This window comes from Lysobacter sp. Root604 (assembly GCF_001427505.1).
Classification (GTDB): Bacteria; Pseudomonadota; Gammaproteobacteria; order Xanthomonadales; family Xanthomonadaceae; genus Lysobacter.
This window is the reverse complement of the sequence record NZ_LMGS01000001.1, coordinates 657,497-670,316: the sequence shown is the minus strand read 5'-3', so window position 1 is coordinate 670,316 and position 12,820 is coordinate 657,497. Positions and strand designations below refer to the sequence as shown.

The window sequence follows — 12,820 nt, the reverse complement described above, 5'->3', positions numbered from 1 at the left end:
TGGAAGGTAGGGCCACTATAGCCAGGGGCTGGAGAGGGGCCCGTCCCAGAAGTCCTGGCTGGGGTGGCCTTGCTGTGGGTAGGTGCGGCGTGGGGCGTGAGCCGGGCCGGCGGAGGCTTGCGTCGGCATATGGAGTTGGCGGTCTCGGCTTACGTCGCTCCTACCCCAAAGCTGCGAGATGGGAATGGCGCTGTGTGGGGTGGCGGGTCGCGGCTTGCGCCGCCCCTACAGGGAGCACGGGAAGCGGCCTCGTCCGGGCTGGCTTCTCGCTTAAGCTCGTGGCGTTCCGGGCCGCGCCTACTGGCTGCCGCTGTCGACAGGTAAGGCTACGCAGGCAGCCGTTTGCGTGGATGCATACAACAGGGGGATGAGATGAATCGATACTTGAGTAGCCGCGGTCTGGCGGTGATGGCGGCGGTTGGGCTGTGCGCGCTGACGGGTTATGCGTCGGCGGGACGGGATGCCGAGGCTGGCGTTCCGATGTCGGAGCGTGTGACCAAGGTCGGCGTGGGTGCCGCAGTCGCGGCGCGCCCGGACGGCTGGCCTGAGGCGGTGCCGCTGCCAGAGGGCGTGCAGATCGACGGTGCGCGTTGCGCGAATCGCTACTGCACCTTGTGGTTCGGCCTGATGAATTACGACCAGATGGTCGCGCTGCGACGCGATTACGTTGCGCTGATTAACGACAGCAAGCAATGGGAGCGGTTGGGCGTGGACTACGGCCCGTTCGAGCCCCATGCCTACCGCTATACCGGCACGATGCCGGCCGGCGGTTGCGGGTACACGGTGGAGATGCGCAGCGGGTCGATCTCGGGCGATGCGTTGCATCGGTTCCGCGTGCATTTGACGGTGACCTGGTAGTCGGACCCGTCGGGGTAGGAGCGGCGTCCGCTGGAGATTTCCTTCGGCCATTAGCTGCGATCGCGTGGACTCGGAATCGCCGCGCCAACCACGTGCCAGCCAATCACGGCTTAGGTCGCTCCCGCAGGAAACTGGCAGGCGCGGTTGCGCCGGCTTGTGGGCGCGCGCGGTCGCGGCTTGCGCCGCTCCTACAGGGGGCGGCTGCGAAGGGTATTTGGCCTTGGGGTGGGAGCGGCGTGAGCCGCGACCTAGCCTCCGAGCTGGCGCCGTCGTCGAAATAGCGCGGTCGCGGCTTACGCCGCTCCTACCCCACAGCGGAGTATCGCGGATGCCGGGACGCTCGCTCACGAGCGTCCCGGGTGCGACGCGTGGGCTTACTTCACGTAGATCGAGGTGATGTGCGAGCCCAGCGCGGTGCCGTTGAGGCTGGTCATCGCGCCGTTCTTCCAGATCACCGCCTTGGCGTACTGGTTGAGGATGTTGTTGGTGCTGCCGCCAACGTAGACGTCGTTGCCGTGCACGAACACCGAGGTGGCGATGGCGCTTTCGCTCTCTTCCGACAAGTCGACGCCGGACTGGTTGATCCACAGCTTGGCCACGTACTTGCCGCTGGGGCGCAGCTCCCAGCCGACAGCGTAGATGCGAGTGCCGACGATCTGCATGTCGGTCACGCGCGAGGTCATGCCTGCCTTGCCCAGGATCACGCCGTAGAAGATGCCCGGCGAGCCGGTGCCCGCGGAGACCGAGCCCAGCGACAGGGCGCGGTAGATGTACCCGGCGCGGTAGACCGTTTCGTTCGCGTAGGGCGCGAGCGCGCCGCCGACGTAGAGCTGGGTGGTGGTGGTGGTGACGGTCTCCGGGTACGGCATCGGTGTGTACAGCACCTCGGTGCCGTTGACCCACAAGGCCCCGCTTCCGAACGCGCCCGGGGTTGCCGGGTGGCCCTCCTGGGTGAATGCGTGGGTGCCAATGACGTAGGTGTTGCCGTTACGCACGGTCATGCGCGTGCCCATGCCGCGGTAGGCGCTGGGATTGATCGGCAGCAACGTCATCTGGCCGTTCTTCCAGTACACCGGCTTCATGTCGGCGAAGTTGGGCTGCGGACCGGCGATGCTGCTGAACTTCGCGTCGGTGTAGCCGGCGGTGTAGATATTGCCGTTGTCGATGAACAAGCCCTTGGCGCCGGCGAACTGGTTGACGTAGGTGCTGGAGATGCTGGGGATCTGACTGTGGATCTCGCCGTTCTTCCAGACCATGGCCGAGGAGTCGGCGGCGGCGGCGTTGTTGGTGGTGATGTTGGCGGTGCCGGCCACGTAGATGTCGGGCTCGCCGGTCATGAAGTTGTCGACCACGACCACGTCGTTGGCTTCCTTGGCGCCGGTGTTGTACTGGTTGACCAGCGGCGGCAGATCGGTGCGCACGCCGTCCACCCACAGCGCGGCCTGCCAGTTCGGCAGGTAGGCGACGCCGACGGCGTAGACCTTGGGCGTGTCGACGGGGTCGCAGGGGTTGCAGGGCTCCAATGCGAGGGCCGGCAGGGAGAGCGCGGACAGCAGCAGGGACACCAGCAGGCGCGGCTTGAGCTTGTTCATGGGTTGCCTGGATTCCTTGGTGGGCAGACGCCGCAGTCATTGCGGCGTGCTGTTTCCTCAGACGGGGGGACAGGCGGGGATATGACAGGGGCGGCGGTGGGGGTTGCGGATTTGTGGGGTGGGTTGCAGAACGCGGGATGGGGGCTTGCGCTGGTGTGGGAGGGCAATAGGGGGCTGTGTGGCTCTGCGGGTGGAGCAAGAGCAAATCCCCCTTAATCCCCCTTTTTCAAAGGGGGAGACTTCGTTGGGGAAGACAGCGAGGGGCTGTGCTTAGCCGCGCCAGTTGGCGTGGGTGCGCCAGAACTCGACGCTGCGTTGATAGGCGGCGCGGTCCAGCGTTACGCCGGAGCCGCCTTCCTCCACGCCGAGGGCGTTGCGCATCATGGTGATGGGCGCCATCGGGGTTTCGACGGGTTCGGCGGTGTACATGCAGCCGACCACGCCCCAGTCGGCGTCGGTATGAGTGCCCTCTTTCGCCAACTGCTCGCGGCTGTAGAGGATGACGATGAGGTAGTCAGCCACGGGCGGGTCCAGGCCTTCGAACCAGCGCACCAGCACGGGCAGTTCGTCCTTGGTGCGCGCGTCGTAGTCGGTGCGCAGCAGGTGGCGGTTGGCCTCGGTGATGGGCACGGCCAGGCAGCGTGTCGAGGTCCAGTTGCGGTGCACGTGCAGCTTGCAGAACGGCGCGTAGCCGTCCAGCACCTGCAGCGGCGCGACCTCGTTGAGGTGGCGCTCGAACTGCTCGGGCGTGCAGTCCTGGATGGTGTTGCGGCGCGGTTCGCGCGGGAACAAGCGCGGGCGGGCGAAGTCGGTGAGGACGATGGTCATGGGCGCATTATCGGGCAGCTGGGGCCAGGGACGCGCCGGGAACCCGGCGACTGGCGGCCGCCGTGCTTCGCTCAGATCCCCCGGAACGCGGCCTGAGCGCTGGGATCGCAATCAGGCCGACCGGGCGATCGCGTTCAGGGCCCGGCTGCCGCGCTATTTTGGCGAATAAATCACCGCAGCCCGCTTTTCCCGTACCCTTTGCCACCGTTTCGGCATGCAACACGGACCTGTCCTTGAACACCAACGCTGCACCTACCCCGCCCCTCTCGCCGGCCAGCGACACCGAAGCCGGCCTGTCCGGCGATCGTCTGCGGGCCACCCTGGCGCTGCTGGAAGCGATCATCGCCGACCGTAGCCTGCTCGATGCGCTGCCCGCGGACGAACGCGAGCGCCTGATGCAGGCGATCGCGCTGGTTCACCATCCCGAGCCGCGGGCGCGGCGACGCAAGTCCAAAGATCAGGCGCGCGAACGGGCGCAGGAGAAAGCCCGCGCGACCGAGGCGCTGCTGGACCAGACGGGCATCCGTACCCTGCGCCGCAAGCCGGTGTTCACCACGCCCAACTATTTCCCGCCGCAGGCCCCCGGCCTGCACGACCCCAGCAACCGTGCGACCGATCCGGTGGGCCATAACGAGTCGCCGGAACTGTTGCATTGCTATGTGTGCAAACAGAAATACACGCGCATCCATCACTTCTACGATCAGCTGTGTCCGCCCTGCGCGGAACTGAATTTCTTCAAGCGCACCGAAACCGCCGACCTGCGCGGACGCGTGGCGCTGCTGACCGGCGGGCGCGTCAAGATCGGCTACCAGGCCGGTTTGAAATTGCTGCGCGCGGGCGCGGCCCTGATCGTGACCACCCGCTTCCCGCGCGATTCGGCCGCGCGCTACGCCGCCGAGCCGGATTTCGGCGAATGGGGCGATCGGCTGGAAGTGTTCGGACTGGACCTGCGCCACACCCCCAGCGTGGAAGCGTTCTGCACGCAGCTGCTGGCCACGCGCGAGCGCCTGGACTTCATCATCAACAATGCCTGCCAGACCGTGCGCCGCCCACCGGCGTTCTATGCGCACATGATGGCCGGCGAGACCGCCGCCTTGCAGACCCTGCCCGAGCACGTGCGCAAGTTGATCGGCCAGTACCAGGGCCTGCGCAGCAGCGACTTGTTGCCAGGTGCCGAGGCGACCGCGCTGCAAGCCAGCCGATCCGACCTGGGCGCGATGGGCCTCGCCCGTGCCGCCGAGCTCTCGCAAGTACCGCTGCTGCCCGATGAGCTGCTCGGTCAGACCCACCTGTTCCCCGAAGGCCGACTCGACCAGGATTTGCAGCAGGTCGATCTGCGTGGGCGCAATTCATGGCGCCTGCAGATGGACGAGGTGCCGTCGGTGGAATTGCTGGAGACGCAACTGGTCAACGCGGTGGCGCCCTTCATCATCAACGCGCGCCTGAAGCCGCTGATGCTGCGCGAACCCGTGGGCGCACAGCCCGCGCGCGACAAGCACATCGTCAACGTCTCGGCTGTCGAAGGCCAGTTCTACCGCAACTTCAAGACCACCAAACACCCGCACACCAACATGGCCAAGGCCGCGCTCAACATGATGACGCGCACCGCGGCCGCCGATTATCACGGCGACGGCATCCACATGAACAGCGTCGACACCGGCTGGGTGACCGACGAGGATCCGGTCGAAATCGCCGCGCGCAAGATCGTCGAGGAACGCTTCCATCCGCCGCTGGACATCGTCGATGGCGCCGCGCGGATCGTCGACCCGATCATCCACGGGTTCAACACCGGCGAGCATGTTTGGGGGCAGTTCCTGAAGGACTACGCACCGACGGATTGGTGAGCCTTATCGCGTAAGCGAAGGCGGCTGGGCGCGGTGACGGCGCATTATCCGGCATGCGCGCGCGCCGGCGGGTCGGCGCCGGCGTGCGGTCCACGTTCAAGCCGGGGTTCCGCCGCGTGGCGACGAAACCCGGCCCAGCTGCAACGCCAGTCCTGCGCGTTTGCGGCAGCCATTACAGCGCGGAGAACTCCGCTTCCCATTTGCCGTCATGCAGGCCGAGGATGCTGGCATCCGGCGCGAAGCACAGCACCGGCAAGTCCGGGGCGATGCGCATCAGGCGGCAATTGAACGGCGCCTCGCCCGATTTGTCCCAGTCGTTCTTGGCCGGCACGAAGGTGTAGGTCTCCCACACGCCGCTGAAGGCATTCATGTTCCAGCGACTGGCCCAGCCGCGATCGGCGCTGTCCATCTGCACGTCGTGGATGATGTAGGGCGGACGACCGATCTGGGTCCAGGTGTCGCCGTGGTCGGAGGAGATATGGACCTTGGAGAAGGCGCCCTGGCTCCAAAGCGCGCTCACCACGCCGGTGGTCGGATCGATGCGATGGGAGGAAATGCGCGCGCCGGGGGTGATGGTCTTCCACTGCCCGCTGGCCAGATCCAGCCGCTGCAGGGCCGTACCGGCCAGGACGTAGTAGCGTCCGCCCGCCAACTGCCCGCGCGCGCCGAGCCAACCGGCCTGATCCTTGGGCGCCAGGACGAATTCCTTGGACAGGGCCAGGTCGGCGAGATCGTCGCCGCGCCCGGTGTAGACGCGCAGACGCACCGAGGGCGTGCCTCTCGCGGCGGCCACCAGCCCGTTGCCGCGCGGGGCCTTGGAATCCTCGAACTTTTCGGTGGAGGTGACGATCCAGGTGCCGTCGGCGTGGTCGATGTCGATGATGGATTCCAGACGGCCCAGGGCCTTCAGCTCCGTCCAGGTCGCGCCGCCGTCGCGGCTGGCGCGCAGGTGGCCGTCGTCGCTGCCGGCGATCAGGCGACCATTCGCGTACTCCACCGCCAATATCTGGCGCAGCGTGTCCATGCCCAGGCTGCTCCATTGGCCGTCCGGCGTGCGCTTACGCAACTGTCCAAGGTCCGCGGGGAAGTACAGCGTGCCGTCGTCGAGCCTCGCAGGCTCGTCCTGCAGCGGCGGCGTAATGCCACGGAGCAGGCGCAGGAACTCCTTGGGGTCCTTGGCGGCGATCAGCGCGTCCTGGGTGGAGGGCTTGTTGACCTTGCGATCGTGAGCTAGCAGCAAGTCGGCGATCAAACCCAGGCCCGTGCTCTGCTGATGGATCGTGATGGCCCCGGATACCGAAGTCATCGTGTACGGAACGGGGGTTGGGTCCTTCAGCACCGCCGCGATCGGCTTGATGGCTTCCGCCAGCGACCCCGCATGCTCCGGATGCGGCACCGGCACCACGACGAATTGGTACCCGCCCACATTCACCGGCATCAGGTCGCCCAGGTCCGTCACTCGCCCAGCCTGGACATCGAACTCCAGCCCGTCCGGCCAATCGGACGCAGGCTTGTCTGGCGGGCCGAACGCAGGCGTGATCGGCCACTTGAGCACACCCCAGAGTTTGATCTTGTACCGGCCCGCGGGCAGCCACTTCGCGAATGCATGCGCGGCGGGCAACGACGTCGCAGCCGCCGGCGTGTCGATCACCACATCCTTGCCACCCGCCACCGGAGCGACAGTGATCGCTTCGCCGCCACCCTTCGGAAAGGCCACATAGACATAACCGTGCGTAGGCGCCAACTCGGCCGGCACCTGCGGTTTCTCTTTGGCGGTTGCCGGCAGCGCCAGCATCAGGCCCATCGCAAACAATATGGCTCGCACTCGAACTCCCCCTGGACGAATCGCATTCATGCCGAGGGAGCCGAGCGGATGCGTCCCCCCGGCGCATCGAACACCGGCGCACGTCAGCGCCGGCACTACGGGTGGGCGCGGCAAAGCTCCCGCGCCCACGCGACCTTACATATTGCGGCGGTACTCGCCACCCACGTCGTACAGCGCGTGGCTGATCTGGCCTAGGCTGTGGGTCTTGACCGCTTCCATCAGGCTGGCGAACACGTTCTTGCGCTCGCGCGCGGCGGACTGCAGGCCCTTGAGACCGTCGGCGGCGTAGGCGTTGCGGCCGGTCTGGTAGGCCAGCACGTTGTCGATCTGCTGGCCCTTCTCGCCTTCGGTGGAGCGGATCAGTTCGATCTCGGTGACGATGTCGCCGCCGTGGTCCTTGGGCAGGAAGGTGTTGACGCCGACCAGCGGCAGCGAGCCGTCGTGCTTCTTGTGTTCGTAGTACAGCGACTCTTCCTGGATCTTGCCGCGCTGGTACATGGTGTCCATGGCGCCGAGCACGCCGCCACGTTCGCTGATGGCCTCGAACTCCTTATAGACGGCCTCTTCGACGATGTCGGTGAGGTAGTCGACGGCGAAGCTGCCCTGCCAGGGGTTCTCGTTGAAGTTCAGGCCCAGCTCTTTGTTGATGATCATCTGGATCGCCACGGCGCGGCGCACCGACTCTTCGGTGGGGGTGGTGATGGCTTCGTCGTAGGCGTTGGTGTGCAGGCTGTTGCAGTTGTCGAACAGCGCGTACAGGGCCTGCAACGTGGTGCGGATGTCGTTGAACTGGATTTCCTGGGCGTGCAGGGAACGGCCCGAGGTCTGGATATGGTACTTCATCATCTGGCTGCGCGGGTCGGCGCCGTAGCGCTCGCGCATGGCGCGGGCCCAGATGCGGCGGGCGACGCGGCCGATCACGGTGTACTCCGGGTCCATGCCGTTGCTGAAGAAGAACGACAGGTTGGGCGCGAAGTCGTCGATCTTCATGCCGCGCGCGAGGTAGTACTCGACGATGGTGAAGCCGTTGCTGAGGGTGAAGGCGAGCTGGCTGATCGGGTTGGCGCCGGCTTCGGCGATGTGGTAGCCCGAGATCGACACCGAGTAGAAGTTGCGGACGTTGTTGTCGACGAAGTACTGCTGGATGTCGCCCATCATGCGCAGGGCGAACTCGGTGCTGAAGATGCAGGTGTTCTGGGCCTGGTCTTCCTTGAGGATGTCGGCCTGGACGGTGCCGCGCACGGTGGCCAGGGTCCGGGTCTTGATGGCTTCGTAGGTCTCCGCATCGACGACCTGGTTGCCGGTGACGCCGAGCAGGCCCAGGCCGAGGCCGTCGTTGGTTTCCGGCAGCAGGCCGCCGTACTGCGGGCGCTGCTTGCCTTCGTAGAGCTTTTCGATGGCGTCGTGGGCGGCGTCCCAGCGCGCGCCGTCCTCGCGCAGGTACTTCTCGACCTGCTGGTCGATGGCGGTATTCATGAACATCGCCAGCAGCATCGGCGCGGGGCCGTTGATGGTCATCGACACCGAGGTGGTCGGGGCGCACAGGTCGAAGCCGGAGTACAGCTTCTTCATGTCGTCCAAGGACGCGATGTTGACGCCGGAGTTGCCGATCTTGCCGAAGATGTCCGGGCGCACGGCCGGGTCTTCGCCGTACAGGGTGACGCTGTCGAAGGCGGTGGACAGGCGCGCGGCCGGCTGGCCCACGGACAGGTAGTGGAAGCGGCGGTTGGTGCGCTCGGGCGTGCCTTCGCCGGCGAACATGCGGATCGGGTCTTCGCCGGTGCGGCGGTAGGGATACACGCCACCGGTGTAGGGGTAGTAGCCCGGCAGGTTTTCCTTCTGCAGGAAGGTCAGCAGCTCGCCCCAGCTCTTGTAGGTGGGCGCGGCGATCTTGGGGATCTTCTGGTGGCTGAGCGAGTCGCGGTAGTTCTCGACGCGGATGGTCTTGTCGCGGACCTTGTACTCGTTGACCTCGTCGGTGATCGACTTCAGGCGCGCGGGCCAGTCGCGCAGCAGCTTGAGGGCTTCGGAGGTGAGCGATTGGACGGCGTCGTTGTAGCGCTGGCGCAGGGTCAGCAGGGTGCGGTCGACGGCAAGAGCGCCCTCATCCGCCCTGCGGGCACCTTCTCCCGCAGGCGGGAGAAGGGCATCGGCTGCGTAGAGATCCAATTGCTTGGGCAGGGCTTCGTCGCCCAGATCGTGCAGCGACTGCCAATACGACTGCGCGCGGTCGGCAATCTCGGCCTGGGTTTCGATCTGGCGGTTGATCGCCCTGCCCTGTTCGGCGATCTCGGCCAGGTAGCGCACGCGCGCGCCCGGGATCAGCACGGTGGCGCGCGGTTCCTTGAGGTCGGTGTTGACGTCCGGGGTCCAGCGCTGCGCCGGTAGCGACAGCTTCTCGCGCAGCAGGCGGCACAGGTTGGCGAACATCCAGCTGATGCCGGGATCGTTGAACTGGCTGGCGATGGTCGGGTAGACCGGGATGTCTTCGTCCTTGGTGGTGAAGGCGACGCGGTTGCGCTTCCACTGCTTGCGCACGTCGCGCAGGGCGTCTTCGGCGCCGCGCTTGTCGAACTTGTTCAGCACGACCAGCTCGGCGTAGTCGAGCATGTCGATCTTTTCCAGCTGGCTGGGCGCGCCGAAGTCGCTGGTCATGACGTACATGGGGAAGTCGACCAGGTCGACGATCTCCGAGTCGCTCTGGCCGATGCCGGCGGTCTCGACGATGACCAGGTCGTAGCCCAGGCCCTTGAGGAAAGCGATGCAGTCCTTGAGCACGGCGTTGGTGGCCACGTGCTGGCGGCGGGTGGCCATGGAGCGCATGTAGACGCGCGGGCTGCGCAGCGAGTTCATGCGGATGCGGTCGCCGAGCAAGGCGCCGCCGGTGCGGCGACGGGTCGGGTCGACCGAGATCACCGCGATGCGCATCTCGGGGAAATTGGCCAGGAAGCGATTGAGCAGTTCGTCGGTGACCGAGGACTTGCCGGCGCCGCCGGTGCCGGTGATGCCAACCACCGGGGTCTTGCCGCCGGACAGCTGCCATTGCTTGCGCAGGTGGGCGAGCTGGGTTTCGTCGAGCAGGCCCTCTTCGATCGCCGACAGGGTCTTGCCGATGGTGATCTCGTCGTCGATGGCGGCCGGCTTGTCGGGCGCGGTATCGGCGATGCGGCCTTCGTTGGCGCGCCGGATCACGTCCTCGATCATCGCCACCAGCCCCATGTGCATGCCGTCGTTGGGGTGGTAGATGCGCTCCACGCCGTAGGCCTGCAGCTCGCGGATTTCCTCGGGGGTGATGGTGCCGCCGCCGCCGCCGAACACGCGGATGTGGCCGGCGCCGCGCTCCTTGAGCATGTCGACCATGTACTTGAAGTACTCGACGTGGCCGCCCTGGTAGCTGGACAGGGCGATGCCGTCGGCGTCTTCCTGCAGGGCGGCGCGCACCACGTCCTCGACCGAGCGGTTATGGCCCAGATGGACCACTTCCGCGCCCTGCCCCTGGATCAGGCGCCGCATGATGTTGATCGCGGCGTCGTGGCCGTCGAACAGGCTGGCGGCGGTGACGAAGCGCAACGGGGTGGCGTCGGTCTGGGCGGCGGGGACTACGGCAACGGGAGTGCTCATGGCGCGCTCAATACGAAAAACGGATAGCGCGCATTGTAGCGCGCGGGGGTGGCGGGGCTGGAGGCCGGGGACGTGCGGGCGGGTATGGGGCGCGGGACGAGGCGGCCGCCCTTGAGCTTCCTGCTTTCTGTGGGAGCGGCGTGAGCCGCGATTCGCCACCGCACACGCCGGCGCCACGTGGCGATTGGCTGCGACACCGCACACCGATCGCGGCTCACGCCGCTCCCACAGAGAGCTGGAGCCCGCGCCACAGCCAGAGCCGTTCACGCGCAGCGAGCTGGGCTTCAGCTAGCTGGCGTTGCACTGAATCGCGGCACGGGCCGCGTCAACACCGCGCGCGACGCGGGCGTTGTCTGGGCTGACGGCGGATGGCGCCGGTAGCGGAGCAGGAACATGACGATGCGTCCTTGGGTATTGGCGGCGGCGGTCGCGGTGGCCGCGCTGGGTACGGTGCACGTGCCGCCGGCGCAGGCGCGCGGCTATGTGGATGTGAGCGTGCGGGTAGCGCCGCCGCCGGTGCGTTACGAGCGGGTACGGGTGCGGCCCGGCTATGTGTGGGCGCCGGGCTATTGGCGATGGACCGGGCGCCAGCACGTCTGGGTCGGTGGGCATTACGTGCGGGTGCGGCCGGGCTATGCCTATGTCGCGCCGCGCTGGTACCGGCACGGGCCGGGCTGGCGCTTCAACGACGGCCACTGGGCGCGGCGCTGAATCCGTCGCGGGCGTTGCGAAACCGTAACGCCCGCGGCGTCTGCCCAGCGGCGTGCGCCTCGGTTACGCTCCGGCGATGACCGACGATCCCGAACTCACCCGCCTGCGGCTGGATGCCGAGCGCGGTTCGCCGCAAGCCCTGTACCACCTGGCGACCGCGCTGGTGGTGCGCCAGCGCCTGGACGAAGCCTGCATGCTGCACCGGCGCGCGGCCGAGGCCGGGCTGGCGAACGCGCAGATCGAGTACGCGCGCATGCTGATGTTCGGGGTGGGCACCGTGCCCGACCCAGAACACGCGGTGGAATGGCTGCTGCGCGCGGAATCGGCGGGCAGCCCGATCGCGGGGTATTTCCTGGCCCTGATCGCCCTGGGCGGCAGGGCCCTGCCGCACGATGGGCGCAGCAACGAACGCCTGCTGGCGGCGATCCAGGCCGACTATCCGCCGGCCTTGCGCGCGGCCGCGATCCACTTCGGCCGTCGCGCCAACGAGCGCGACCAGACCCTGTGCCTGCAGTTGCTGGAACGCGGCGCGGGGCGCGGCGACGTGGTCGCCGCGCGATTGCTGGCCGAGCGCCTGGCGCGCGGCGAAGGCTGCCCGGCGCAACCGCGCGCGGCGCAGGAAATCCTGCAGCAGTTGGCCGCGCATGGGGTGACCCGTTTGCCGGCCACTACGCCGCCGCAGCCGACGATGCGGGCGCAGATCGTGCCGGGCACGCTGGCCCTGGAGGAGGCGCTGCAACCCGTCGCGATCACCCCGCGCGCGTCGGCGCCGCGCGTGGCCACGGTCGACGGCCTGCTGTCGGCGGACGAATGCCGATTGCTGATTGCGACCGCGCAGCCTTCGCTGCAGCGTTCGCAAACCATCCATCCGGACACCGGCGCGCCGATGCCGCACGAGCAGCGCACCAGCAGCGACTCGGCGCTGGACCCTATCGTCGAGGACTTGGCGCTGCGCGTGGTGCAGCTGCGCATGGCGCACGCGGCCGGGGTGGCGCTGCCGCAGGCCGAGCACCTGACCGTGCTGCGCTACGCGCCCGGCGAGGAGTACCGCCCGCATCGCGACTACCGCCCGCCGGGCTCGCTGGAGCGCGACCGGCCCGAGGCGGGCAACCGGCTGCGCACGATCTGCGTCTACCTCAACGCGGTCGAGGCCGGCGGCGAGACCGAGTTCCCGGTCGCCGGGCTGCGGGTCGCACCGCTGCCGGGGCGCGCGGTGATCTTCGACAACCTGCACGCGGACGGGCGGCCGGATACGGATTCGCTGCACGCGGGTTTGCCGGTGCAGCGCGGGGAGAAATGGTTGGCGACGCTGTGGCTGCGCGAGCGGCCGTATCGGTTGTTTTGAGGGGCGGTTCGATATTCGGTATTCGGCAATGCCTGCGCGCGCACTGCTTTTGGGTAGGAGCGGCGTGAGCCGCGACAGGGTTCCCGAGCTGGCGCCGTTGTTGCGATACCGCGATCGCGGCTTACGCCGCTCCCACAGAAAGCAGGCGCTGCGCCCGAAGCGAGACCGCAAGGCGCTTCGGCTTTGGGGTAGGAGC

8 protein-coding genes are annotated in these 12,820 nt (G+C 67.5%); 4 read left to right on the top strand and 4 right to left on the bottom strand.

Annotated features, from left to right (window positions below; all coding sequences use genetic code 11):
- The first annotated feature begins 372 nt into the window (after positions 1–372).
- The gene (locus ASD69_RS03195; RefSeq protein ID WP_157489236.1) at positions 373–858 is read left to right on the top strand and encodes a hypothetical protein; all 486 of its coding nucleotides are present in this window, start codon (positions 373–375) and stop codon (positions 856–858) included.
- A gap of 374 nt (positions 859–1,232) precedes the next feature.
- Here the strand turns inward: ASD69_RS03195 and ASD69_RS03190 are convergent, their stop codons facing one another.
- Both ASD69_RS03190 and ASD69_RS03185 read right to left on the bottom strand, forming a co-directional pair.
- Positions 1,233–2,450, bottom strand: coding sequence for a hypothetical protein (locus tag ASD69_RS03190; RefSeq protein WP_056173939.1), 1,218 nt, complete (start codon positions 2,448–2,450; stop codon positions 1,233–1,235).
- Between the two features lie 270 nt (positions 2,451–2,720).
- Complete coding sequence (locus ASD69_RS03185) at positions 2,721–3,278, bottom strand: DUF3228 family protein (RefSeq protein ID WP_056173936.1); 558 nt, start codon at positions 3,276–3,278, stop codon at positions 2,721–2,723.
- Positions 3,279–3,571: 293 nt separating this feature from the next.
- Between ASD69_RS03185 and ASD69_RS03180 the strand changes: the two genes are divergently transcribed.
- On the top strand, positions 3,572–5,122 hold the full coding sequence (locus tag ASD69_RS03180) for an SDR family oxidoreductase (RefSeq protein WP_235567175.1): 1,551 nt from the start codon (positions 3,572–3,574) through the stop codon (positions 5,120–5,122).
- Positions 5,123–5,294: 172 nt separating this feature from the next.
- On the opposite strand, the gene ASD69_RS03175 is transcribed toward ASD69_RS03180, so the two are convergent.
- Entirely contained in the window at positions 5,295–7,043 is a 1,749-nt protein-coding gene (locus ASD69_RS03175; RefSeq protein ID WP_157498937.1) for a hypothetical protein, read from the bottom strand.
- 39 nt (positions 7,044–7,082) lie between these two features.
- Positions 7,083–10,568 (bottom strand): methylmalonyl-CoA mutase family protein, encoded by a 3,486-nt coding sequence (locus tag ASD69_RS03170; RefSeq protein ID WP_056173926.1) that lies wholly within the window; start codon positions 10,566–10,568, stop codon positions 7,083–7,085.
- 393 nt (positions 10,569–10,961) lie between these two features.
- Here ASD69_RS03170 and ASD69_RS03165 point away from each other — a divergent pair, with 393 nt between their 5' ends.
- Both ASD69_RS03165 and ASD69_RS03160 read left to right on the top strand, forming a co-directional pair.
- Positions 10,962–11,279 carry a YXWGXW repeat-containing protein gene (locus ASD69_RS03165; RefSeq protein WP_056173923.1) on the top strand — a complete coding sequence of 106 codons (318 nt, stop codon included), beginning with the start codon at positions 10,962–10,964 and terminating at the stop codon, positions 11,277–11,279.
- 76 nt (positions 11,280–11,355) lie between these two features.
- A complete protein-coding gene (locus ASD69_RS03160) occupies positions 11,356–12,624 on the top strand; it encodes a 2OG-Fe(II) oxygenase (protein ID WP_056173921.1) in 1,269 nt (422 codons plus the stop codon).
- Positions 12,625–12,820 lie beyond the last annotated feature (196 nt).